Origin of the sequence: Corynebacterium sp. HMSC05E07 (assembly GCF_001807225.1) — a bacterium.
In the GTDB taxonomy this organism is placed as follows: domain Bacteria; phylum Actinomycetota; class Actinomycetes; order Mycobacteriales; family Mycobacteriaceae; genus Corynebacterium; species Corynebacterium singulare.
Map to the genome: position 1 here is coordinate 43,401 of NZ_KV788225.1, position 24,691 is coordinate 68,091.

Genomic DNA, 24,691 nt, shown 5'->3' on the forward strand with positions numbered 1-24,691 from the left:
CCTGACAGGCAATTAGGTTAGTGTCGCACCGCTGCGCTAGTATCTTTGCCAGTGCGCCCCTGTAGCCCAATTGGCAGAGGCAACGGATTCAAAACCCGTGTAGTGTGAGTTCGAGTCTCACCAGGGGCACAAACCCACCCCACAGCAGAGTACGTTGTGGGGTGTTAGCGTTTTCTCGATCGAAAGGTTTCCCTGACCTATGCGCCGCACCATCATCGCCGTGAGCACTGCCGCTGCTCTTGCACTGTCTGGAACGACCGTGGCCACCGCCGCACAAAAAAGCTCCAACTCCAGCACGGGCACCACCATGTCGTCCAAGGTGGAGGAATCCTCCTACTACCAAAAGCTCCACGAGACCGCAGCGTCCTCCGACGACCCCGACCTCAACCGCTTCTACGCCGTGCTACTCGATGGCTTGGTGGGCCTCGCCGCCTTCGCTGTTCTCGGCTCGGTTTATGGTGAGCTAGCCAAGCGCCTGCAGCTTTAGACGCGTTAGCGCATATCCTTCTCCCAAGTGAATAGTTTGCATAGGCCCGTGGTGCAGTGAGAGAATAGGAGTCATCTGCTCACCACCTTCGCCCCTCGGCACGGCATCCCCACCCCAGGGGCAGTCAAGGATAATTTCGGTTTATGCACTTTATTCTTAACGCCATTCGAGGCGCCCTCATTGGCATGGCCGAGCTGGTCCCCGGCATTTCCGGCGGAACCGTCGCGCTCATCGTCGGCATCTATGAGCGCGCCCTGCACAACGCCAATGACCTCATCTCCGGCCGATTCAAGAAGGTCGAATGGGGTTTCCTCCTATCTGTCGCCGTCGGCATGTTCATTGCTGTCTTCGGGTTCTCCACTCTGCTTCACAACTTTGTTGAGGGCCAAGTATCGCTCTCCAGCGCCCTCTTCCTGGGCATGGTGGCAGTTTCTATCATCGTTCCTTTGCGCATGATGTCGCGCTTCTCACCTGCCGCTATCGCCGCTTTCGTCATTGCAACGGTGGCCATCTTCGTCGTTACCGGTTTCACGTCCACCCCAGTGGAGGATCCCAACCTCATCGTGGTGTTCTTCGCCGCCATGATTGCCGTGTGCGCACTGATCCTTCCCGGCATATCCGGTTCACTCATCCTCCTGACTATGGGCCTCTACCAGCCGGTGATCGGCGCGGTCTCAGACCGCGACATGGTCACTGTCGGTGTATTCGCACTCGGTGCTGTGTGCGGCCTCGCGGCATTTGTCAAGGTTCTTAACTACCTGCTGGATAATCACCGCGACCCTACCCTTGCTGCCATGGCCGGTTTCATGCTCGGCTCGCTGCGCGCACTGTGGCCGTGGGGAGCGGACCAGGATGCATCGACCCCGATGATCCTGCTCATGCTCGTCATTGGCGGCGTCATTGTGTCCATTTTCATCGTTGCGGATTGGCGCAAAGCCGCAACCTACCAAGAGAGCTAGACCATGAAGAAAAGCACGGCCATCGTGGGCGCAGCCGGGCTGGCGTTGACCGCCACGCTAACAGCTTGCGTCACCAACGAGGAGCCAGCGCTACCGGAGGGCTGGTCCGCGCCTGATGTGGACGCGGTACCTGAGATCGCGGCCATGTACGACGATGCTGACGGCGTCCTCACCGTGGGCACGAACCCTCCGTTTGCGCCCTTTGAGTTCAAAGACTCAGATGGGTCCATCATCGGTGTGGAGATGGATCTGGCGCATGCCGTGGCGCAGGTTCTCGGGCTGGAATTTCGCCCGGTGGAACAGGATTTCTCAATGATCCTCCCAGCCGTCCAGGCAGGCCAAATTGACCTTGGTGCTTCCGGCTTCACAGACACCGAGGAGCGCCGTGAGAACTTTGACTTCATCAACACCCTCTACGCGGGTATTCAATGGGCTGCGCTTGCCAAAGGCCCCCATGACGTCGACCCTTCCAACCCGTGTGGTCTCACCATCGCCGTTCAACGCACCACCGTCTCTGAGACGGATGACCTGCGCCCCAAGCAGGAAGCCTGTGATGGCAACCTGACTATCTTGCCCTATGACACGAGCGACAACGCCGCGTTGGCGGTCCTTATGGGTCGTGCCGATGCGCTGTCGGCCGACTCCCCTGTGTCCGCTTGGTCCGTAAACCGCTCCGATGGACGCATGGAGATGGTCGGCGAGATGTTTGATGCTGCTCCTTATGGCTTTGCCGTTCCCAAGGACTCCGACTTAGGTCCGGCCATAGCCGCGGCATTCCAGCACCTTATCGATACTGGCGTCTATGCAGAGATTCTTGCTCAATGGGGTGTTGACGAAGGCCTCGTCGACCACGCCATGATTAATGAAAGGCCGATCAATGACTAACTCTTCCTCTCCGGCGTCTTCGACCCCGCCACCCAAGATTGAGGCCCGCCCCCTGCGACACCCGTGGCGCTGGGTTTTTGCCGCCGTGCTGGTGGTGCTAGCGGTATGGTTCATCATCTCTTCGGCCCGTAATGAGGCCTTCGGATGGAGCACCTACTTCCAGTACCTCTTCGATACGCGCATCGCCACCGCTGCCCTCCACACCATCGCCATTACCATTTTGGCTATGGTTATCGGCGTCGTGGGTGGCGCCGCGCTAGCTGTGATGCGCATGTCCCCCAACCCCGTCCTTGGCGGTGTGTCCTGGGTCTTCCTGTGGCTCTTCCGTGGCACCCCCATCTATGTTCAGCTCGTGTTCTGGGGCCTGCTCTCCGCCCTGTACCAATCCATTAACCTCGGTTTCACGGAGATTTCACTCACTGCCGTGCTGACGAACGCCTTCCTGTTGGCCGTCCTAGGCCTGGGCCTCAATGAGGCGGCCTACATGGCTGAAATCGTACGCTCCGGCATCTCCTCGGTGCCGGAAGGCCAAAAAGAGGCCTGCAAGGCCCTGGGCATGGGCTGGTGGATGACGATGCGCCGCACGATTCTGCCGCAGGCCATGCGCATCATCATCCCCCCAACCGGCAATGAGTTCATCTCTCTGCTCAAGACCTCTTCCTTGGTGGTGGCCATTCCCTACACTGCAGAAATCTTCGGCCGCGCAACCGACATTTCGGCCGCCCTCTTCGAGCCGATTCCTCTGCTCATGGTGGCGGCTACGTGGTACCTCGTCATCACTTCCCTTCTTATGGTGGGACAGTACTTCCTCGAGCGCCGCTTCGAGCGTGGCGCCACCCGTGAGCTCACCGGCCGCCAGCTCGCCGCGCTTGCCGACGCCGAAGGCACCATCCCCCGCAACGTTTCCGTCATCCCGGAGGTGAAGAACTAATGGCCACTCCCATGATTTCCGCGCAGAACGTGCACAAATCTTTCGGACAACTCGAGGTTCTCAAAGGTATCGACATCACCGTCATGCCCGGCGAGGTTGCGTGCCTGCTTGGCCCATCCGGCTCCGGTAAGTCGACCTTCCTGCGCTGCTGCAACCACTTGGAGAAGGTCACAGCCGGCCGCTTGTACATCGATGGAGAAATCATCGGGTACCGAGAGCGTGACGGAGTACTCTTCGAAATTTCCGAGAAGGAAGCTGCGGCCCAGCGCCAAGACATCGGCATGGTGTTCCAGCAATTCAATCTCTTTAGCCACCGCACGGTCCTCGAGAACATCATCGAGGCCCCCATCCAGGTCAAGAAACAGAACCCGGAGCAGGCTAAGAAGAAGGCCATGGAGCTGCTCGAGAAGGTCGGCCTGGCCCACAAGGCGGATGCGTACCCGGTCCAGCTCTCTGGCGGACAGCAGCAGCGTGTGGCCATTGCCCGTGCCGTGGCAATGGATCCAAAACTCATGCTTTTTGACGAACCCACCTCCGCCCTCGACCCTGAGCTTGTCGGTGAGGTCCTACGCGTCATGAAGGAGCTAGCTGCCGATGGCATGACCATGCTCGTCGTGACCCACGAGATGGGCTTTGCCCGGGAGGTTGCGGATAAGATCTTCTTTATGGACGGCGGCAGTGTCGTCGAATCCGGTTCCCCGGAACAAGTCCTGGATAACCCGCAGCACCAGCGCACCAAGGACTTCCTGTCCTCGCTGCTCTAGCTGTTGACAACGGACACCCGCCAGAAAAGCACAGGTCCGGCCTGATCGTTCTGATCGTGGCCGGACCTGTGCTTGTGTCTGGGGAGTAAGCGACCTACTCGTTGTCGGAAGATTCCTCAGCCGGAACCTCCGTGGCGGTGTCAGCTTCCTCAGTGGGGTCTTCCCCCACAACAGCGTCGTCTGCAGCAGCAGAGGACGCCATAGGGTTGTCCGCAGACTGGGCTTGGATGACATCATCCAGTACGGCGTGGATGTACGGCGCGGCCTGGTGGTTGGAGTACTCCGACGCCAGTTCCACTCCCTCGACAAGGGCGGTGGCGTTCGGAACCTCATCATTGAAAAGAATCTCCCACACGGACACGCGCATGATGGCGCGGTCCACAGCCGGGATACGCTCGAGGGACCACTCATCGGAGAGGTAACGAGCGATGGCCTCATCGATGGCGTCAAGTTCCTCCGCAGCACCAGAGACAATGGCACGGGTGTACTCAGCAATGGGAGCAACCCCGTTTTCCGGATCGCGGGCCAAAGCAACGCGATCCTCCACAATGGCTACGGGATCGACGTCACGTGATTCGGCTTCGAAGAGGATATCGGCGGCGCGACGGCGCGCACGGTAGCGCGCCGTGTGGCGCTTATAATTCGGCTCAGGCTGGGTCATCTTAGTTGTTGACGCGGGAGAGGTACTCGCCGGTACGGGTATCGATCTTCAGGACGTTGCCGATCTCAATGAACAGCGGAACCTGGATCTCAGCGCCGGTCTCCAGCGTGGCCGGCTTGGTGCCACCGTTAGAACGGTCGCCCTGCAGACCCGGCTCGGTGTGCTCAACCTTGAGGTCAACGGAAATCGGCAGCTCGCCGAAGAGTGCCTCACCATCGTGGAAAGAAACCTGCACGCGCATGTTCTCCAGCAGGAACTTGCCAGCGTCACCGAACTTGTCGAAGGGAAGCTCGTACTGCTCGTAGGTCTTGTCATCCATGACCACGTAGTTCGTGCCATCGTTGTACAGGTAGGTCATGTCGCGGCGGTCGACGTTAGCAGTCTCCACCTTGACACCAGCGTTGAAGGTCTTGTCCGTCACCTTGCCAGAGACCACGTCCTTGAGCTTGGTGCGCACGAAGGCTGGGCCCTTGCCCGGCTTCACGTGCTGGAACTCAACGATCTGCTGCAGCTTGTTGTCGATCTTCAGAACCAGGCCGTTCTTGAAGTCAGTGGTATCTGCCATGTAATGACTCTCCTGAATACATTGAAGTAGAAACTATGAAAACAGTGTCCAAGCATACCGTATGGCAGGCTCATACTGTGGAACGGGGGTCGGTGCTCGCCGCTCCGACTCCCTCCCTGCACCAGGCCCGTCTAGAGGACCTGAAGGTCCTTTGGATAGGCGGTGATAATTTTCGGAGCGCCGGAGGTGATGATGAGGCTGTCTTCAATGCGCACGCCACCTTTGCCCGGCACATAGATGCCTGGCTCAATGGTTAGCGTCATGCCTTCTGCTAGCTCACCCTTACCAGTTTTGGCGGCCGAGGGGCCCTCATGGACGTCGAGACCAATACCATGGCCGGTCGAGTGCACGAAGTACTCGCCGTATCCGGCCTCGGTGATGATGTCGCGGCAGGCCGCGTCAACGTCGACAAGCGCGGTGCCCGGCACCGAAGCCTTAACACCCGCCTCTTGGGCACGCAGAACGATGTCATAAATTTCCTTGGCGAACTCGGTGGCCTCACCGATAGCAAAGGTGCGGGTGCAATCAGAGTTGAAGCCGCGCAGATGCGCGCCGAAGTCAATGGTGACGAGGTCTCCGTTGCGCAGTTCACGGTCATCGGCACCGTGGTGAGGCTTCGCAGAGTTCTCGCCGGATGCGACGATGGTATCGAAGCTCACGCGCTCAGAACCGAGCATGCGCATGCGGTACTCCAAGTCCGCAGCCACCTGGCGCTCGGTGCGACCAGCAGCGATTTCACCATTTTCTACAAGTTCGATAAGAGCTTGGTTTGCCAATGCCGCGAGTTCCTCGAGCTTCTCCAGCTCAACACGATCCTTGACCAGGCGGATATCCTCTATCACTCCGCTGACTGGCACAAGGGTAACGCCTTCCGGAGCGGCCTTCTCCAAACGCTTGAGTTGGGACACACTGACGTAATCGGCTTCATAACCCACGCGCAACTCACCGGAGAGCTGGCTCAGCAAGTGCGGGCCAACGTCGCGACCGAGAACGGCCTCAATGTCCGGCACTTCCTCAGCGATCTGCGTGGTGTAACGGCCGTCGGTGGCCATGAGCGCGGAGAGGTCCTTGCGCAGCAGGAGGCCGCCGTTGGAGCCAGAGAAGCCCGTCAAATAGCGCACGTGTGTCAGATGCGTAATGACGACGGCGTCAATGCGCTGCCCAGACAACGTGGAGGCGAGCTTGCGACGGCGGTTACCAAAGCGAGTATCAGCTAAAGCCATGTGAGAACCACTCCTATCAATTTTTAGGCGAGACTCCATCATAGCTAATCCGCCAGGAAGTACCCCAGAGCCGCGATATAGCCATAAGAGCCTAGACCGGCGATAACGCCGCGTGCGAGAGGACTGAGATAGGAGTGCTGACGGAACTCCTCACGAGCATGCACGTTCGACAGGTGAACCTCTACGAAGCCGGCTCCGTCGGCGACCTCTGCCAACGCGTCGCGCAATACCACCGAGGTGTGAGTAAAGCCGCCAGGGTTGATAATAACTGGCCATCCCTCGTCCGCCGCGCGGTGGACCTGCTCGATAAGTTCGCCCTCGTGGTTGGACTGGAAAAAAATGATCTCCTCCTGCCCCGCAGCCTCTCGAACTCGCTTTTCGACGTCCCCCAGACTCTCACTGCCGTAGATCTCCGGCTGACGTTTGCCCAAGCGGTTGAGGTTGGGGCCGTTGAGGACGAGGATCGTCATGACATTCTCCTGTACGTATGGTGGTTTTAAAGCCTAGGCGCTGAGCTTGGTGTACGCAGCTCGGAGGTCATCATCGGTGGCGTCTTCAATTCGAGTGGTTTCCCCGATTCCCGTGAGCGCTACAAAGCGGATGTGGCCACCGCGGTTCTTTTTATCGTGGCGCATGCCTTCCACCAACTCTTCGAAATGGCCTTGTTCATAGGTGGTGGGAAGCCCCACGGACGCCAGAATCTCGCGGTGGGTCTGCACGAGGTCGGCGCTTATCAACCCACGGGCGTGGGACAGGTGGGCGATGAACATCATTCCTACCGCTACCGCGCGGCCATGGCGCCAGATGTAGCGCTCACGCCGCTCCACTGCATGGCCGAAGGTATGGCCGTAATTGAGAGTTTCTCGCAGACCGGATTCCTTGAGATCCTGGCCCACAACGTGGGCCTTAACCGCGATAGAGCGCTCAATGAGTTCCGGTAGAATCCCGTCTGGATCAAGGCACAAGGCTGGATTCTTGATGTAGTGCTCGATGATGACCGGATCATGAATAAATCCTGTCTTGATGATTTCGGCCGAGCCCGCCACGATTTCATCGTCCGGAAGGGTGCGCAAACGCTCAAGGTCCACGAAGACGGAGTCTGGCTCGTGGAAGGCGCCCACTAAGTTCTTGCCGGCAGACGTGTTGATACCGGTCTTTCCACCTACGGCAGCGTCCACCATGGCCAACAAGGTCGTCGGTGCTTGGATAACGGGAATGCCACGCATCCACGTTGCCGCTGCAAACCCCGCAAGGTCCGTGACGGCCCCGCCGCCCAAGCCGATCACCGCATCGCGGCGGCTAAAACCTGCCTGCCCTAGGACATCCCACAGATGGGCCAGTACGTCGAGCTGCTTCGCTGCTTCGGCATCAGGAACCTCTGCAAGAGTGGCCTCCACCCCGCGCTTCTCGGCTGCGGCGGCGAGGGCGTGTGCGGCCGCGAGAAGAGGTGGCTGGTGGATGATAGCCACCTTAGCCGCGCCGATGGACGCGGCGCGCTCCACAATGCTTTCGCTCAGGTCTGTGCCGATGGTCACCTCATAGGGCGAGGGGCCGTTAACCGGGATGATGTGCATGGTCGGGGCGCTCCTTGTGCGGTGAAGAAGGGATAGAACTTACAGGGTTTCGAGGAAGCTGAGGATATCGCCCACCACCTGCTGCGGGGAACGCACGCCGGTACGCACTTTGAGGTCAGCAACCTCCGCGTACAGCGGACGGCGGGTCTCAAGCAGCTGGGCATAGTGTGCGAGGGGATCGGCCGAGTTGAGCACGGGACGGTTGGCATCCCCCAGCGTGCGAGCCACGCCCTCTTCCGGGGTGATGTCGAGGAAGACGACGGTGAGATTATCCAACAGCGTGCGAGTGGACTCGGTCAGGACGGCTCCGCCGCCTAGGCTCACCACGCCTGGTGTGGTCAAAGCTTCGCGGACGACTTCAGCTTCAACTTCGCGGAAAGTGGGCTCTCCTAGCGCCGAGAAAACCTCGCCGCAGGGCTTACCTTCTCGAGCCTCAATGAGCTCATCGGAATCCACGAGCTCGCAGTTCAGAGCGCGCGCAAGGCGGCGCCCAATGGTGGATTTTCCGGCGCCGGGCGGGCCAACGAGGACAACGTGCGGGGAACTCATGCGTCACCCCACTCGAGGCGTCCAGCAACGTACTCCTGATAGGCAGCGATATTGCGCTTAGTCTCCTCAAGGGAGTCACCACCGAATTTCTCCAGGACAGCGCGAGCCAACACGAGCGCCACCATGGCTTCTGCAACGACACCTGCGGCTGGCACAGCACAGACATCTGACCGTTGATGGATGGCGGTGGCCGCATCACCGGACGCCATGTCCACGGTCTTGAGAGCGCGCGGAACGGTGGAAATCGGTTTCATGGCTGCGCGAAGGCGCAGGGTCTGGCCATTGGTCATGCCTCCTTCAAGCCCACCGGCGCGGTTGCTTTCGCGTTCTACTCCCCCGTCCACGCGCACCATTTCATCGTGGGCCTCGCTACCACGGCGGCGTGCCTCCTCGAAACCATCACCAACTTCCACGCCCTTAATAGCCTGAATGCCCATGAGCGCAGCAGCAAGCTGTGCGTCCAGGCGGTCCTCGCCAGAGGCGTGAGACCCCAAACCGATAGGGAGGCCTTCGACGATAACCTCGACGATACCTCCGAGGGTATCGCCTTGTTTCTTGGCAGATTCGATCTCCGAAATCATCGATTCCTCCGCCGCTTTATCGCAAGCGCGGACCGGTGAAGCATCGATGGATTCGAGGTCAGCGAAGCGTGGGTGCGGACCCTCATAAGGATCAGATGGACCGATGGAAATGACATGGGACAGCACCTCCACGCCAAGAGTCTCGCGCAGGAAGTTGCGCGCAACGGTTGCTGCCGCCACGCGGGCAGCAGTCTCGCGGGCAGAAGAACGCTCGAGGATAGGGCGTGCCTCCTCGTGCCCAAATTTCACCATGCCAGCGAAGTCAGCGTGGCCCGGGCGTGGGCGTGTCAGGGGCGCGCCACGGCCAGAGGCCATGGCCTTGGCTACCTCGGGATCATCGACGTCAAGAGCGTCCGGAGACATGATGGTAGTCCACTTCGGCCACTCAGTATTACCGATCATGATGGCAATAGGGCTGCCCAGGGTCTTTCCGTGGCGAATACCACTAAGCAAGGTCAGATCATCAGCCTCGAACTTCATGCGGGCGCCACGGCCATAGCCCAAACGGCGACGAGAGAGCTGGAGAGCAATGTCATTCTGAGAGACGGGAACCCCGGCGGGCATGTGCTCGATCAGTGCGATGAGCGCTTGGCCGTGGGATTCACCTGCGGTAGTCCAACGAAGCATGCCGACCATTATCGCACGCCAGGTGTACTTTCGGTGCCACTGGGCTATCAATCACACCGTGTTGGTGCTAAACATCACTACAAGTGCGGCTGAGATCAGCATGCCAGGCCCGTGTGCAGGAGCTTTGTCTCTCACCACGATTCCCCACAGCACAGTGCTGAGTGCCGCCCCCATCATCGCCCCCAACACCCCCACCACTCCCCCAACGTGGGCAACCATCATGCCCAGCGGTAGCGCCAACTTCAGGTCACCGCCCCCGATGCTGCCAGTGCGGAAAGTCAGCGCCAACGCTAGGTACATTCCGGGCCACACAAGCCCAGCTGGACTAAACCACCACAGCGACACAGCGGCCGCGGGAAGTGTGAGGAAATTAGGCAGGCGTTTGTACCGCACGTCATAGACAAATAAGGCGCACCCCCACGCCAGGAATATAAGAACCCCCATGGGCCTTGACACTACAGTGCCGGGGCGCCTCGCGCCTGGTGACTAGGTCAGCGCGGCGTTGAGAGCCGCAAGCATCTCCTGACGCGGTGCAGTGTGACCAGTGAATTGCTCGAACTGTGAATAGGCCTGGTTAGCCAACATGATGTGGCCACCCACGGTGGCAAAACCATCAGCGGCCGCATACACGGTCAAGGGTGTTGGCCAGGGATCATAAATCACATCAAACACAGGAGCTTGAGCCAGCTGTGAGAGGTGACCCTCAAGTGCAGCCGCGGGCACGGTCGACACGATGAAGTCTGCCGATCGAGCTAAACCCATAAGATCCTCGGTGAAGGTGGCGGCACGGAGGGTGATCCCGAGGGCGTCGGCAAGCGGGCGCAACTCAGCACGACGATCGGAACGATTGAGCACCGTAACGTGCGTTACTCCGCGCTGTGCTAGACCCCACAGGACTGGACGTGCGGTGCCCCCAGCCCCGATGAGCAACGCAGTGGCAGGCCTAGTCTCTCCCAACAGCTCCTCCAGCGCACCAAGAACACCTTCAGTGTCGGTGTTGTCCGCACGCCACCCAGAATCCGTGCGCACCAGAGTGTTGGCGGAGCCGATCAGCTCGGCGCGCTCGCTAACGATATCGGCGCACTTCAAAGCATCAAACTTGAGCGGCATGGTGACGGAGAAGCCGCGATAGTCCTCCCCGACCGTCTCCAAGAAGGAGGGCAAATCGGTCACCTCATGCTTGGTGTATTCCCATTCCTCAAGCATCAGCGCGGCATAGCCGGCATTGTGGAGAACTGGGGACAGCGAATGGGCAATGGGACTGCCTAGAACCGCGGCGCGGGGCATGAGCCTACTGCCCCTCAGCCGGCGCATCGGCAGGTGCCTCGTCGGCGCCCTCCGCATCACGCTGGCTATCCAGAATGCCCGAGCGTACTGCCTCATCCACGTTGGCAAGGTGCTCGTCGTAGTTGTCCGTAAATACCGTGGTGCCCTGGCTATCTACGGTAACGAAGAAGAGCCAGTTGCCCTCCACCGGGTTTTCCATAGCCTCAATGGCCTCGTTCGATGGCGACGCAATTGGGGTATCCGGCAAACCATCCTTGGCGTAGGTGTTCCACGGTGTCTCGCGGCCGCGGTCATCATCTGTGGTAGCCAGCTCGACGTCCTCAAGCCCGTAGTTCACCGTGGAATCAAGTTCCAAGCGCATCGGCTCATCGAGGCGGTTAAGGATAACGCGGGCGACCTTATCGAACTCTCCGGCCGGGGTCTCACGCTCCACCAAGGAAGCGGAGGTAAGCAGCTCATACGGAGACAACCCAACGGCCTCGGCGCGCTCGACGATGTTCGTGTCGTTGTACTTCTTCGTCGAACGACTAATGAGGTCGGTAAGGATTTCCTGGGCATCCATGTTCGGGTCAAGAACGTACTGGCCTGGTGCGATAAGGCCCTCGAGGCGCTTTGGATCTTCACCACGCGCACGGATGGCATCCAGAGCCCACTCAGGAGCGCCCAACTCTGCAGGGTCTACAGTGGCAGCAATCTTCTCAAGTTCCTCCGCCGAAACACAGCCGCCCTCCTTGCAGGAGACCTGGGAGATCAACGAGTAAATACCGTAACGAACATCGCCGCCGAGCACGTTGACGTCACTCAACGTAGCGCCTCCCTGCACATCCAGGAGATCAACCATGTTGGCATCATCGAGAAGAGCTTCCACGGCAGACTTTGCACTCATCTCCTCTTGGAGACGGTAGAAGCCCGGCTTAACTTGGCTCGCGCGGGGGTTACTATTGGCCGCGGAGGAGAAGGCTTCCGCAGTCTTAACCACGTTTCTTTCGGCGAGCTCAGGGGCCAGATGGCTCATGGACGATCCCTCGGGAACTTCAACGAGCTGGACAACACCATTGCCCTGTCCTTCGTAATCCAAACTGCTTCCTCCTCCCAGAAGGCGAAATCCGATGTAACCCAGTGCACCGATGATGAGAACTAGGCTGGCGATAAGTACTGCCAGTCCTCGCTGGCGGCGCTTAACGTGGTGGGGCTCCATCGAGCGTCCAATGCGTGATGGTTTACGGCTCACGTACTTCGTCTCCTAGGTTTGAAGTTTGGTGGCCGTTCAACGCGAAATGGCGCGCATCCAGCCAGGATTGCAAAATTTCCACCGCAGCCGCTTGGTCAATGACCGAGCGGCCACGTTTTTCTGACACGCCGGAGGCTCGCAGCGCGGAGGTAGCCACCACTGTAGTCAGGCGTTCATCCACCAAACGCACGGGCGGAGTTGCCTTCATCGTGTCATCTTTTGCCAAGCGACGGCGGATACGAAACGCTATTTCCTTGGCATGTTTCACACTCTTTGAACCATTGCCTTTGAGATCGCGCGGCAGCCCGACGGCCACCTCCACGGCTTCATATTCACGAATGATTTCGAGGATGCGATCAATGTCGCCCTTATCGCGGTCCTTGAAACCGGTTTCGCGTTGCACGGTTTCAACCGGCATGGCCATGCGTGCCTCTCGGTCCGACACCGCCACGCCGATACGCACGGTGCCCACGTCGAGCCCAAGACGACGGCCTGGGCCTGGGTCATCTACTCCTGGCTTATCCGGTTCAACGGCCATGCAGTTCCTCCTCCGAGTGGTCCTCGTTGCTATAGAGCAGAAAGCTCGTCTCGAACAGCGTTGAAGGCCGCATCCAGGCCGGCTGCAGTGGCACCGGAGCCCTGAGCCATATCCGGCTTACCGCCGCCCTTACCATCAACGTAACCAGAAATAGTCTTGACCAGGTTACCGGCCTTGACGCCTCGCTCATTCGCGGCCTTGGTGGCGCCAACGATGAACGGCAGCTTGCCGCCCTCGTTCTCGGAAGCGAGCACCACGATTCCGGCAGCGTCTCCGAGGCGGTTCTTGATGTCAGAAGCCAACGTGCGCAGGTCACCGCCGTTAACTCCATTCGGCAACTTGGCGGACACCACGGTGAAACCGTTGACGTCGGTCGCCCCCGCAATCATGTCCGCGGTCTGGGACATGAGCTGGGCCTTGTGCAGGTCAGCGATCTGCTTTTCTGCGGCCTTAAGCTTTTCAGTGAGCTGGGCGATGCGCTCCGGCAAGTCTTCTGTCTGCACCTTGAGCTCACGGGATACGCCCTCGACAAGGGCCGTCTCCTTGGAGTAGTAGCGGAAGGCATCCAAACCCGAGTAGGCCTCGATGCGGCGCGCGCCCGAGCCCACGGAGGACTCGCCCAAGACGGAAACCGGCCCGATTTCGGAGGTGTTCGCCACGTGGGTACCGCCACACAGCTCGATGGAGAAGGGGCCGCCCATCTCAACAACGCGAACCTCAGAGCCGTAGTTCTCACCAAAGAGCGCCATGGCGCCCATTTCTTTAGCCTTGTCCAGGGAAGTCTCGATGGTATGAACCGGGAAGTGCTGGTCCACGGCCTGGTTGGTAATGAGAGCAATCTCTTCGAGCTGCTCCTGGCTGAGCTGCTCGGTGTAGTTGAAGTCAAAACGCAGGTAACCCGGACGGTTCAAGGAACCAGCCTGGACTGCGGTGGGGCCGAGCACCTGACGCAAGGCGGCGTGGATGAGGTGCGTCGCAGAGTGCGCCTGGACGGCACCGTGGCGCCACTGCTGATCTACCTCGGCGGTTACGCCGGTTCCCAGCTCCAGTCCTCCGGAGGTCACGGTAGCCTTGTGAACCCAGAGCTTCTTGCCCACCTTTTGAACATCGCCGACCTCGAGCAGGGTCTCGCCGGAGATGATGCGGCCACGGTCAGCAGTCTGACCGCCAGACTCGGCGTACAGCGGCGACTGGTCAAGTATGACCTCGACGGTGTCTCCCGCCTGCACCTCGGTGACCTTCTCACCGTCGCGTACAAGGCCAATCACCTTGGCATCGGACTCTAGGGTGTCGTAGCCGGTGAAGACAGTTGGGTTGTTGTCCACCCACTCACGGTAGATAGAGAGGTCGGCATGACCATGTTTCTTGGCCTGGTTATCAGCCTTCGCGCGACGGCGCTGCTCGCCCATGGCGGCATCAAAGCCGTCCATATCAACGCTCAAACCTGCTTCCTGGGCCATCTCCAGAGTGAGGTCAATCGGGAACCCGTAGGTATCGTGCAGCTCAAAGGCCTTCGCACCGGAAAGGACCTTCGGGGTCGCCGCACGCGAGGTGTGCTTGAGCTGGTCCACGGCTTCGTCGAAAAGCTTGGTGCCAGACTCCAAAGTCTTGAGGAAGGCCTTTTCCTCGGCCACGGCGACGCGGAGGATTCGCTCGCGGTTCTCCGCAATCTCCGGGTAGGACGGGGTCATGGTGTCCATGATGGTGTTCATCAAGCGCTCCATAGTCTCGCCCTGTGCGCCCAACAGCTTGGCGGAGCGAATGATACGGCGCAGCAGGCGGCGCAGGATGTAGCCACGGCCCTCGTTGCCCGGGGTGACGCCATCCAAAATAAGCATCATGCCGGTACGCGAGTGATCTGCCACCACACGGAATCGAATGAGGTCTTCTTTCGGCGCATCCGGAGTGTACGTGGCACCGGTCAGCTCTTGGGCTACGTCGATGACTGGGCGCAGGAGATCGGTCTCGTACACATTGTCAACGTCTTGCAGGATACAGGCCACGCGCTCAATGCCCATGCCGGTATCGATGTTCTTCTTCGGCAACTCGCCAACGATCTCAAAGTTGCCCTTACCAATGCCTTCGCCGCGCTCGTTCTGCATGAAGACCAGGTTCCAGATCTCCATGTAGCGGTTATCGTCCGCGATGGGGCCGCCGTCCTTGCCGTACTCAGAACCACGGTCATAGTAAATCTCGGAGCAGGGGCCGCACGGTCCGGGGATACCCATGGACCAGTAGTTGTCCTCCATGCCGAGGCGCTGGATACGCTCGCGGGGCACGCCGATCTTCTCGTGCCAAATATCGGCAGCCTCGTCATCGTCGAGGTACACAGTGACCCACAGACGCCCCGGATCAAGCCCCAGTCCGCCATCGTCCACCGAGCCCGTCAGCAGCGTCCACGCGTGGGTAATAGCTCCTTCCTTGAAGTACTGGCCGAAGGAGAAGTTACCGGCCATCTGGAAGAAGGTGTTGTGGCGAGTGGTAATACCCACCTCTTCAATGTCCAGCGTGCGCACGCACTTCTGGATGGAGGTAGCAGTGCCGTTGGGGAACGGCGGGTTCTGTTGGCCCAGGAAATAGGGCTTGAAGGGAACCATGCCGGCGTTGACGAAGAGCAGGTTCGGGTCATCCAGGATCAGCGACGCGCTGGGAACGGCCTCGTGACCGTTCTTGACGAAGTGCTGGGTAAAGCGTTCCCGGATCTCATGAGTCTTCACGAGCAAAAGTCCTTCACTGTTGAGTGGTTTCTAGTCAGCGCTCAACTTTACCTGCCACGGGCTACGCTTATCGACGCCGCCCCCGAATGATGTCCCGCAAGCGACCCAAATAGTCACGCACGCGCTTTTCCGCGCCGTGGTCGGTGGGGTGGTAATAGGTGGCGTCAACAAGCGCGTCTGGCAAATACTGCTGCGCCACCACGCCGCGCGGATCATCGTGCGGGTACGCATAGCCCACCGCATTACCTAGGCGCTTCGCACCTTCGTAGTGCCCATCACGCAGGTGTGCCGGCACGTGCCCAATCTTGCCGGCCTGGACATCGGCTTGTGCGGCGTTGATAGCGTTGATAACAGAATTGGATTTGGGCGCTGTGGCCAGGTGGATGGTGGCTTGTGCCAGTGGTATACGCGCTTCAGGTAACCCAATGAGCGCGGCTGCTTCAGCAGCGGCCACAGCTGTAGGAAGGGCCGTCGGATCCGCCATGCCAATGTCCTCAGACGCATGCACTATGAGGCGGCGGGCAATAAAGCGCGGGTCCTCCCCTGCCTCCACCATGCGGGCCAAGTAGTGCAAGGCCGCATCGACATCGGAGCCACGGATCGACTTGATAAATGCAGAGACGACGTCATAATGCTGGTCTCCGTCACGGTCGTAGCGAACAACGGCTCGGTTGACGTTGGCGGTGAGAATGTCCGTGGTAAGTTCCTCGCCATCAGGAACAGCCTCAGCAGCCGCTTCCAGATACGTCAGAGTGCGCCGAGCATCTCCCCCGGCGAGCAGCACGAGTTGGTCAAGGGCTTCATCACTCGCAGTGATTCTTCCGTTGAGGCCTCGCTCGCTTGCCAGGGCGCGCTCGGCAAGGGTGCGAAGCGCAGCGTCATCGAGTGGCTGCAGATGGCACAACAAGGAACGCGAAAGTAGCGGAGCAACGACAGAGAAGGACGGGTTCTCCGTGGTGGCGGCAACAAGCAGGACGGTGCGGTTCTCTACCGCAGCGAGGAGCGCATCCTGCTGTGTCTTGGAAAAGCGGTGAACCTCATCAATGAAAAGAACGGTGCGGCGTCCCTCAATAAGCTCGCGGCGCGCGTGGGTGATGACTTCACGTACTTGCTTAACGCCGGAGTCCAGCGCAGACAAACCCACGAAATTGTCTCCCAGCGAAGCCGCGATGAGGGAAGCCAGAGTGGTCTTGCCAGTACCGGGCGGGCCGTACAAGATAACGGAGGCGTCGCCAGAGCCCTCCACCAGACGCCGCAGCGGAGTTCCCGGCTCCAGCAGGTGCTGCTGCCCCACCACCTCGTCCAAGCTCTGGGGCCGCATGCGCGCAGCCAACGGCGAACCGGAATGCGTAGCGAACATATCCGCACCGGCGGCAGCTGGAGGTTGGGCGGCGGGCTCATCGCCGAAAAGCGACCCTTGACCCATCAGGACTCCCGCAGACGCCCGGCTACCTGCCGGCCAAACTCAGACACAGAGTCGCAACCATCACTCTGGCACTGTGCGGCAAAGCGCGACAATGCCTCAAACGTTTCATAAAGATCACGACGGATGAGTACTTCATCTTCAGTGAAAGGGCCGTGGTCCGAAGGCCGCAGGAGTGAGCGCTTCGGGTCGTGGTAGACATCCGCATTGCCCTCGGCCAATGCCACCACACCTTCAATACCGCCGGCATACATGGTGGTAACACTGGACAGAGCCCAGCCGATAATGCAGGCGACGATGAGCTCATGCAACGTCTTTTCATCCGCGAGCTGCGGCCAGACATCCACGATGCGGCGCTGCCAGGCGTGGATAAACACCTCTGCTTCGTCATCCGTGATGGGACGAGTAAAGAGAAACTGCGGGAACCCGGCTACCACGCAGGCGACATCGAAGCCCACATTCCGAAAGCCTGCCCATTCATAGTCCAGGAACGTCACAGTCTCGCCCACAATGATGTTGTCCGGAGACAAGTCAAAGGGGGTGAAAGCGCGATTTCGGCCGGAGCTCAGGTTCTTCGTCGCCTCGCGGGCACGTTGCAGCACATGTTCCGAGGGCTCAAGGCCTGCCTCGCGGAGGATTTCGGCGCCGATAAGGATGGATCTTTGCAGCGAATCATCCCGCAATGCCTGGTGCTCAGCATATTCCGGATGATGACGCAGCTGACGGTTGAGCAGCGCGTCGTAGTCTTCCTTGCGGCTGGCTGTACCAGCATGCATTTTGCCCAGCGCACTGCCAAGACCTCGGAGCAGGTCACGACGCTCATCCTCGCCGCTGCGGGCGAGAGTGTCGGCAAAAGTGTCGCCATCACCGGCGTCAGACAGCACGAGAATGCGCTTATCGACGTCGTGGGCGAGCAACACCGGCCCCGGCCGCACCTCCTCAGACAGAGAGGTGGTGAACTGATATGCCACGACTTCCCGAAGCAGTGCTGCGTCGTCGATGGTGTGGCCAGTGACTGGGTTGTATTTAATAACAACAGAGCGGTACGGAAAGAAAGCACTGGGGGCGGTGCGCGCGCGGACCACGACGGCATTACCGGAGCCGCTGAGGGACTCAATATCGCTCAATTCCGGTTCGCCGCCAAAGCGGCGCGAGAGCATCTGCGATGCCTCCGCCACCACGGTACTTTCGACTGATCCCTGCTCCACAGCATTCACTGGCTCGTCTGCCTCCACTTGTCTTTGGCTCATCGATGGTACTCGCCTCACAGCTGACATGTGCGACGCACCTACACATAGATGCGTCGCACTAGCATGGCTCGAGGCCGGCCTCAAGACTTTTGGCTGCTATCGCAGCCTGCCGTCACTTATTCTGCCTTTACCTCTATTGTGCCTCTACCTCGTCCTTTGCGGACTTATCAGCTTTCGCAGCCTTTTCTGGCTTGAAGTCCACGCCGGTTTCCTTGCGCTGCGCCGCCGGGATGGTGCCAGGGGCATCGGTCAGCGGGTCGACGCCGCCGCCGGACTTCGGGAAAGCGATAACGTCGCGGATGGAATCGAAACCACCGAGCAGGGAGACGATGCGGTCCCAGCCGAAAGCGATACCGCCGTGCGGCGGTGCACCGTACTGGAATGCGTCCAAGAGGAAACCGAACTTCTCCTGCGCTTCCTCCTCGCCGATACCCATGACGTCGAAGACACGCTTCTGTACATCCTGGTTGTGAATACGGATGGAGCCACCACCGATCTCATTGCCGTTGCAGACAATGTCATAGGCGTACGCCAAGGCCTCGCCCGGCTCCTTATCAAAGGAGTCCGTATACTCCGGCTTCGGAGAGGTGAAAGCGTGGTGGACAGCGGTCCACGTGGAGTGTCCCAGAGCCACGTCGCCAGAAGCAGTTGCGTCGGCGGAGGGCTCGAACAGCGGGGCATCTACAACCCAGGTGAAGGCCCAGTCGCCGTCCTTGATGAGGTCAAGCTTCTTAGCAATCTCGCCGCGGGCAGCGCCGAGAAGAGCGCGGGAAGACTTGGTGTCGCCTGCGGCGAAGAAAATAGCGTCACCCGGCTTCGCGCCAACGTGCTCAGCGATGCCCTCACGCTCGGCATCGGTGATGTTCTTTGCCACCGGACCGCCCAGGGTGCCGTCCTCAGCGATGGTGATGTAAGCCAGACCCTTAGCGCCGCGCTGCTTGGCCCACTCTTGCCAGGCATCGAACTGGCGGCGCGGCTGGGAGGCACCACCATCCATAACTACTGCGCCAACGTACTCATTCTGGAAGACACGGAAAGTCGTGTCCTTGAAGAACTCTGTGCACTCGGTGATCTTGATGTCAAAACGCAAATCCGGCTTGTCAGAGCCGTAGTACTTCATGGCATCGGCGTAGGTCATACGCGGGATCGGAGTGGTGATCTCGTAACCGATGAGCTTCCACAGGGCAGACACGATTTCCTCTGCCAACGCGATAACGTCATCCTGGTCCACGAAGGACATCTCAACGTCAAGCTGAGTAAACTCCGGCTGGCGGTCTGCGCGGAAATCCTCATCACGGTAACAGCGGGCGATTTGGTAGTAACGCTCCATTCCGGAGACCATGAGCAGCTGCTTGAACAGCTGCGGAGACTGCGGCAAGGCATACCAGCTGCCCGGCTTCAAGCGAGCCGGAACGAGGAAGTCGCGAGCACCTTCCGGGGTGGAACGCGTCAGGGTCGGAGTCTCGATCTCGGTGAAATCGTGGCTGTCCAGTACCTGGCGGGCGGCGCGGTTGGCGGCCGAGCGCAGGCGTAGAGCCTCAGCCTGACGCTCGCGACGCAGGTCCAGGTAGCGGTATTTCAGGCGGGTTTCCTCGCCTACTTCACCGGAGGAGGACGGATCATCGATCTGGAACGGCAGTGCTGCAGACTTGTTAAGCACCTCGAGTTCGGTGACGTTGATCTCAATCTCACCGGAAGCCAGGTTCGGGTTCGCGGAACCTTCCGGACGCGGCTCGACTACACCGGTGACCTTGACGCAGTACTCGGAGCGCAGATCGTGGGCACGCTCGGCCACGTCAGTCTCGCGGAAAACAACTTGGGCAACACCAGAGCGGTCACGCAGGTCGATGAAGATAACACCGCCGTGATCGCGACGGCGAGCCACCCAACCCGTCAGCGTGACGGTCTCCCCCGCCATCTCCTTGCGCAGTTCGCCTGCCAAATGTGTACGCAGCACGTTTGTTCAATCCCTTCTCATTGTTGACGCTCATGCCCACCCACGCCACGCGTAAACAGCACGCGCCGAGGAGCACAAGAACTTGAACGGCCCAAGTCTACCGCCCCTACCGGACGCGCTCAGCGCTGGGGGCAGGCGAGGCTAGTGGCGCTGCTCCCCGCGAAGTCCCACTCGGTTGCGTTCCTTGTGGCAAAATCTTGTCCATGACTTTCAAATCTGGCGCAAGTTTTGACGGTAAGCGGGCCAGCTCCGGCGGACGCGGCCGTGGCGGAATGATTGCCACCGGTGGCGGCGTTGGCTCCCTCCTCCTCATCGGTCTCTACCTCCTCCTCGGTGGCGATCCGGGTGCTATCACCGGTAGCCAGTCCCAACCGGACCAAACCCAGGTCGGCCCTGAGGAAAGCGGCGAGGATGCATTCGCACACTGCAAGACGGCGGAAGATGGCAACGAATACGATGACTGCCGCGTGATGTTTGCCGCCCAGTCCGTAGACAAGGTCTGGGAAACTGTACTGCCAGAGCAGGCGGGACTAGATTACGTCGAACCCGGCCGCGTCATTTTCAGCAACACCACGGTGACTGGCTGCGGCCAGGCCTCCGGCGCAACGGGACCTTTCTACTGTCCAGCCGATGAATCGGCCTACTTCGATACCGCATTCTTTGACCAGCTCCGCAACTTCGGAGGTGAAAACGCTCCGCTCGCACAGATGTACATCGTGGCCCACGAGTTTGGCCACCACATCCAGAAGATCGAGGGCACTCTAAGTCTTTCCAATTACAACGACCCCGGCGAGGACTCCAACGCCGTCAAGATTGAGCTGCAGGCGGATTGCTACGCAGGCCTGTGGGCGCACTATGCCGATGAAGGCGAAGACGCCCTGCTGGAGACCATTACCGAGCAGCAGGTGACGGACGCTGTGAACACCGCCCGTGCGGTGGGCGATGACAACATCCAGCGCCGCTCTGGTGGCGAGGTCCGCCCAGATACGTGGACCCACGGATCCTCCGAAGACCGCGCAAAGTACTTCTTGGCGGGCTATGAGTCAGGCAAGATGGAACAGTGCGATACCTTGGAACGCGGTGTCTATAAGTCTTAAGCAGACTATAAGTCTTAATCATCTGTGAGCGGCTCCCGAGCCACCCACCACCCCAGTGCGCAGCCCCATTCGTGCAGTGCTGCGCACTTTTTAAACCCACAGAGATGGGCGCCACAGCGCATAAGTTCGCACAGCGAGCAAAGGGTAAAATACTTAAAAAGTTTAAGGCCCTAGCTACGAGTTGTTCATCTATTGTCCACTTCGGTTCTTTACGCTATTCGCGGCCCCGCCGAACTGTGGCGGGTACCTCTCTATCTTTAAGCACTTGGCAAGCCCCTCCACGGTCCGTCGCGGAGCGGCTCCCTTTAGAAAGGAACGACGTTTTGAGCACCGCCACACCGACGATGCCGGACCTTGAGAAGGTAAACGGCAAGAACAGGGATTGGATTTGGCACCTGTTCTTCGGCGTCCTCACCGCCGCCACCCTCGTCTTCTTCATCGTGTGGGGCAACGGAGAGATCGCCGATGGATCCAGCAGCATCCTCCTCGTTACCGCCATTATTTTCGCCCTCTTCATGGCATTCAACATCGGCGGCAATGACGTCGCCAACTCCTTCGGTACTTCCGTTGGCGCCGGCACCCTGTCTATGAAGCAGGCCCTTGCAGTCGCCGCCATCTTCGAGGTCTCCGGCGCCATCCTGGCCGGTGGCGAGGTGACGGATACCGTGCGCTCCGGCATCGTGGATCTCAATGCCATCGACGGCCTCGACCCGATGGAATTCGTCTACATCATGATGTCTTCCCTGCTGGGTGCTGCAATCTGGCTGCTCGTTGCCACCCGCATGGGCTGGCCTGTTTCCACCACTCACTCCATCGTCGGCGGTATCGTCGGTGCTGCGCTTACCGTTGGTTTCATTACCGGCAAGGGCGGCATGGACATGGTTCAGTGGGGCGGCATCGGCAAAATCGCTATCTCCTGGGTCCTTTCCCCGGTCCTTGGCGGTATCGCTGCCTACCTGCTCTTCAAGTGGATTAAGACCTCTATCCTTGTCTACAACGAGTCTGCTGACCAGCGTCTGCGTGAGATTAAGACTCGCCGCGCTGAGCTCCGCAAGGAGCACAAGTCTCGCTTTGAGCGTATGAACGAACTGCAGCAGATTTCCTACACCAATGCGATGGCCCGTGACGCTGCCCTGACCTCCGAGGAGGACTACGACCCGGAGGCCCTCGAGTCCGAGTACTACCGCGAACTTCACGACATCAACAAGGATTTGGATGATGTCGATGCCCACCGCGCGTTGGAGAACTGGGTTCCGGTGCTCGCTGCATTGGGCGCCATCATCATTTCCGCAATGGTTCTCTTCAAGGGTCTCAAGCACACCGGTGTTGACTTCTCTACCCTGCAGAACCTCCTCGTCATGGGCATGGTGGGTGCCGCAGTCTGGATGGCTGTGTTCATCTTTGCCCGTTCCTTGAAGAAGAAGTCCCTGGATCGTTCGACCTTCCTCCTCTTCTCCTGGATGCAGGTATTCACCGCGTCCGCCTTCGCGTTCTCCCACGGCTCGAACGATATCGCTAACGCCATCGGCCCATTCGCTGCGGTCTTTGATGTTCTTCAAACCAACCAGATTGCTGATGAGGTATCCGTCCCGCTGCCCGTCATGGTGTGCATGGGTATCGCGCTGATTTCTGGCCTGTGGTTTGTCGGTCGCTTCGTTATTCAGACCGTCGGCTCTGGTTTGACCCAGATGCACCCCTCCTCCGGCTTCGCCGCTGAGCTGGCTGCCGCCGCTGTCGTGATGGCTGCATCCCTGCTGGGCCTGCCGGTCTCCTCCACCCACATCCTCATTGGTGCTGTTCTGGGTGTCGGTATCGTCAACCGCGCTGCCAACTGGAACCTCATGAAGCCCATTGCCCTGGCGTGGGTTATCACCCTTCCGGCTGCAGCTGCTATCGCCGCTGTCACCGTCTCCGTGCTCCGCGTGGTCTTCTAAACCACCGCTCGGTTCCACACCGCTTCGAGCCCACGTGGGCGCTCGGGGCGGTGTCGCCGTTTTCACCCGTACACTGGAATGTCATGAGCGACAACTCCCTAGCGCGCTTCTTTGCCGCCTTCAACGACATCGAACAGTTCCTCCGTCAAGCTATCGGCGCGAAGAATTCCGATTCCTTTTGGTGGATTGTGGACCGCGCGCATGACAAACACCTCATGAGTAAACGCCAGGCCGAACAGCTCAAGGACTTTTCCAACCTGCGCAATGCCATCGCACATGGTCGCTATTATGACGGCGACCCCATCGCTACCCCGCATCCGCAGGTCCTTGAGCAACTTGAGAACCTTCAGCGCCTTTTGACGGACCCTCCCACTGCCCAGTCTCTTCTCTCCGAGCGTGAGGTCACCACTCTCAGCCCCGAGGCAGACATTCTGGAGGCCCTCGCGCTCATCGATAGAACGGGATACTCCCAAATCCCCATCTATGATTCTGGAGTCTTCCAGGCGCTCCTCACCACCAATGTCATCGCGCGCTGGGTGGCGGCGGACTTGGGGGATGATGGGGTGGTCAATGGGGCGTCGATAAGCGCGGTGCTCACGATGGCTGAGAGCAAGGACCGTGCCGAGTTCTTGCCGCGCACCGCTACCGCGCAAGAGGTCGTCGATGTCCTCACCGACGTTGCCGCGGATGGCACTCACCCCAGCGCTGTCCTCCTCACCGAGGACGGCGAGCGCTCGCAGCGCCCGCTGGCCATTGCCACTCCCGCGGACCTTGCCACGCTTGTCGACGCCCTCGAGTGGGAATAACCCAGCCTCCGTTACTGTTGATGCGTCACAGGAAGGAGAAGCCATGCGTTCACTAGTCATCGTCACTGCGGGACTGTCCACGCCGTCAAGGACGCGTGCGCTTGCCGACGCCCTCTCCACCGCCACCACCGCGCACCTCCATGCGCGGGGCGACGAGGCGCAGGTGACCGTCATCGAGCTCCGTCAACTCGCGGCCGAGCTGGCACTCTCCATGACGGACTGGCTGGCTCCCACCCCACTTCTTGATGCGGCCAAAGAGACGCTTGCTGCTGCCGATGGGCTTATCGCGGTGAGTCCGGTTTTCCAAGGCAGCTATTCGGGATTATTCAAGATGTTTTTCGACACCCTCGATCCCCACGCACTGGACGGACTCCCTACGCTCATCGCCGCGACGGGTGGTTCACATCGTCATGCTCTCGTGCTGGATTACGCGCTGCGCCCGCTACTTAATTACCTGCATGCCACCGTCGTGCCAACCGGTGTATACCAAGCCGCCGAAGAGCTCGCCGCTGCCCCGGAGGTGGCAAACCCTGCGCTTGCCGCACGCATTGACCGGGCTTCTGGGGAGCTCACAGATCTCATGGCAGCACGGCATATGCACTCTGTACTATAAGGGGCGCTAACCACAAAGATTTTTCAGGAGGT

General features: G+C 59.9%; 24 protein-coding genes and 1 tRNA gene. 10 read left to right on the forward strand and 15 right to left on the reverse strand.

The window, feature by feature from the left end:
• Positions 1-55: 55 nt before the first annotated feature.
• The 6 genes from HMPREF3149_RS06250 to HMPREF3149_RS06275 all read left to right on the forward strand — a co-directional run bounded on the left by HMPREF3149_RS06250 (position 56) and on the right by HMPREF3149_RS06275 (position 4,026).
• Positions 56-129 (forward strand) — tRNA-Leu (locus tag HMPREF3149_RS06250).
• Between the two features lie 70 nt (positions 130-199).
• Positions 200-487 (forward strand): hypothetical protein, encoded by a 288-nt coding sequence (locus tag HMPREF3149_RS06255; RefSeq protein WP_042531036.1) that lies wholly within the window; start codon positions 200-202, stop codon positions 485-487.
• A gap of 143 nt (positions 488-630) precedes the next feature.
• Positions 631-1,446, forward strand: coding sequence for a DUF368 domain-containing protein (locus tag HMPREF3149_RS06260; protein WP_042531038.1), 816 nt, complete (start codon positions 631-633; stop codon positions 1,444-1,446).
• Positions 1,447-1,449: 3 nt separating this feature from the next.
• Positions 1,450-2,331 carry an ABC transporter substrate-binding protein gene (locus tag HMPREF3149_RS06265; RefSeq protein ID WP_070537146.1) on the forward strand — a complete coding sequence of 294 codons (882 nt, stop codon included), beginning with the start codon at positions 1,450-1,452 and terminating at the stop codon, positions 2,329-2,331.
• The gene (locus HMPREF3149_RS06270; protein ID WP_042531042.1) at positions 2,324-3,262 is read left to right on the forward strand and encodes an amino acid ABC transporter permease; all 939 of its coding nucleotides are present in this window, start codon (positions 2,324-2,326) and stop codon (positions 3,260-3,262) included. Before HMPREF3149_RS06265 ends, HMPREF3149_RS06270 begins: the two co-directional genes overlap by 8 nt.
• Positions 3,262-4,026, forward strand: coding sequence for an amino acid ABC transporter ATP-binding protein (locus tag HMPREF3149_RS06275; RefSeq protein ID WP_070537147.1), 765 nt, complete (start codon positions 3,262-3,264; stop codon positions 4,024-4,026). The genes HMPREF3149_RS06270 and HMPREF3149_RS06275 overlap by 1 nt, the downstream gene beginning before the upstream one ends.
• 94 nt (positions 4,027-4,120) lie before the next feature.
• Here the strand turns inward: HMPREF3149_RS06275 and nusB are convergent, their stop codons facing one another.
• From nusB to aspS, 15 genes are all read right to left on the reverse strand, one after another.
• Positions 4,121-4,687, reverse strand: coding sequence for a transcription antitermination factor NusB (nusB, locus tag HMPREF3149_RS06280; protein ID WP_070537148.1), 567 nt, complete (start codon positions 4,685-4,687; stop codon positions 4,121-4,123).
• Between the two features lies 1 nt (position 4,688).
• Positions 4,689-5,252 (reverse strand): elongation factor P, encoded by a 564-nt coding sequence (gene efp / locus HMPREF3149_RS06285; protein ID WP_042531048.1) that lies wholly within the window; start codon positions 5,250-5,252, stop codon positions 4,689-4,691.
• 131 nt (positions 5,253-5,383) lie between these two features.
• On the reverse strand, positions 5,384-6,475 hold the full coding sequence (locus tag HMPREF3149_RS06290; RefSeq protein WP_070537149.1) for a M24 family metallopeptidase: 1,092 nt from the start codon (positions 6,473-6,475) through the stop codon (positions 5,384-5,386).
• Between the two features lie 44 nt (positions 6,476-6,519).
• Positions 6,520-6,945: a type II 3-dehydroquinate dehydratase gene (gene aroQ / locus HMPREF3149_RS06295; RefSeq protein WP_070537150.1), complete on the reverse strand. Its 426-nt coding sequence runs from the start codon at positions 6,943-6,945 to the stop codon at positions 6,520-6,522.
• 33 nt (positions 6,946-6,978) lie between these two features.
• Positions 6,979-8,049: a 3-dehydroquinate synthase gene (gene aroB / locus HMPREF3149_RS06300; protein ID WP_070537151.1), complete on the reverse strand. Its 1,071-nt coding sequence runs from the start codon at positions 8,047-8,049 to the stop codon at positions 6,979-6,981.
• 39 nt (positions 8,050-8,088) lie between these two features.
• Entirely contained in the window at positions 8,089-8,598 is a 510-nt protein-coding gene (locus HMPREF3149_RS06305) for a shikimate kinase (protein WP_042531056.1), read from the reverse strand.
• On the reverse strand, positions 8,595-9,806 hold the full coding sequence (gene aroC, locus HMPREF3149_RS06310; protein WP_083280793.1) for a chorismate synthase: 1,212 nt from the start codon (positions 9,804-9,806) through the stop codon (positions 8,595-8,597). The genes HMPREF3149_RS06305 and aroC overlap by 4 nt, the downstream gene beginning before the upstream one ends.
• A 51-nt stretch (positions 9,807-9,857) precedes the next feature.
• Complete coding sequence (locus HMPREF3149_RS06315; protein ID WP_042531060.1) at positions 9,858-10,250, reverse strand: prepilin peptidase; 393 nt, start codon at positions 10,248-10,250, stop codon at positions 9,858-9,860.
• Between the two features lie 42 nt (positions 10,251-10,292).
• A complete protein-coding gene (locus tag HMPREF3149_RS06320) occupies positions 10,293-11,093 on the reverse strand; it encodes a shikimate dehydrogenase (protein WP_070537153.1) in 801 nt (266 codons plus the stop codon).
• Positions 11,094-11,097: 4 nt separating this feature from the next.
• Positions 11,098-12,291: an endolytic transglycosylase MltG gene (gene mltG / locus HMPREF3149_RS06325; protein WP_070537154.1), complete on the reverse strand. Its 1,194-nt coding sequence runs from the start codon at positions 12,289-12,291 to the stop codon at positions 11,098-11,100.
• A 22-nt stretch (positions 12,292-12,313) separates the two neighbouring features.
• Positions 12,314-12,862 carry a Holliday junction resolvase RuvX gene (gene ruvX, locus HMPREF3149_RS06330; RefSeq protein ID WP_070537155.1) on the reverse strand — a complete coding sequence of 183 codons (549 nt, stop codon included), beginning with the start codon at positions 12,860-12,862 and terminating at the stop codon, positions 12,314-12,316.
• A 29-nt stretch (positions 12,863-12,891) separates the two neighbouring features.
• Positions 12,892-15,579: an alanine--tRNA ligase gene (gene alaS, locus HMPREF3149_RS06335; RefSeq protein ID WP_070537156.1), complete on the reverse strand. Its 2,688-nt coding sequence runs from the start codon at positions 15,577-15,579 to the stop codon at positions 12,892-12,894.
• Positions 15,580-15,646: 67 nt separating this feature from the next.
• A complete protein-coding gene (locus HMPREF3149_RS06340; RefSeq protein ID WP_042531070.1) occupies positions 15,647-17,005 on the reverse strand; it encodes a replication-associated recombination protein A in 1,359 nt (452 codons plus the stop codon).
• Complete coding sequence (locus tag HMPREF3149_RS06345; RefSeq protein WP_246819957.1) at positions 17,005-18,162, reverse strand: phosphotransferase family protein; 1,158 nt, start codon at positions 18,160-18,162, stop codon at positions 17,005-17,007. Before HMPREF3149_RS06345 ends, HMPREF3149_RS06340 begins: the two co-directional genes overlap by 1 nt.
• Positions 18,163-18,385: 223 nt before the next feature.
• Positions 18,386-20,209 carry an aspartate--tRNA ligase gene (gene aspS / locus HMPREF3149_RS06350; protein WP_070537158.1) on the reverse strand — a complete coding sequence of 608 codons (1,824 nt, stop codon included), beginning with the start codon at positions 20,207-20,209 and terminating at the stop codon, positions 18,386-18,388.
• 203 nt (positions 20,210-20,412) lie between these two features.
• On the opposite strand from aspS, the gene HMPREF3149_RS06355 reads away from it, so the two are divergent.
• The 4 genes from HMPREF3149_RS06355 to HMPREF3149_RS06370 all read left to right on the forward strand — a co-directional run bounded on the left by HMPREF3149_RS06355 (position 20,413) and on the right by HMPREF3149_RS06370 (position 24,659).
• On the forward strand, positions 20,413-21,306 hold the full coding sequence (locus HMPREF3149_RS06355; protein WP_042531075.1) for a KPN_02809 family neutral zinc metallopeptidase: 894 nt from the start codon (positions 20,413-20,415) through the stop codon (positions 21,304-21,306).
• Positions 21,307-21,650: 344 nt separating this feature from the next.
• Positions 21,651-23,240 carry an inorganic phosphate transporter gene (locus tag HMPREF3149_RS06360; protein WP_168162186.1) on the forward strand — a complete coding sequence of 530 codons (1,590 nt, stop codon included), beginning with the start codon at positions 21,651-21,653 and terminating at the stop codon, positions 23,238-23,240.
• Positions 23,241-23,323: 83 nt separating this feature from the next.
• Entirely contained in the window at positions 23,324-24,046 is a 723-nt protein-coding gene (locus HMPREF3149_RS06365) for a CBS domain-containing protein (protein ID WP_070537160.1), read from the forward strand.
• A gap of 43 nt (positions 24,047-24,089) precedes the next feature.
• Complete coding sequence (locus HMPREF3149_RS06370; protein WP_070537161.1) at positions 24,090-24,659, forward strand: CE1759 family FMN reductase; 570 nt, start codon at positions 24,090-24,092, stop codon at positions 24,657-24,659.
• The last annotated feature ends 32 nt before the right edge of the window (positions 24,660-24,691 follow it).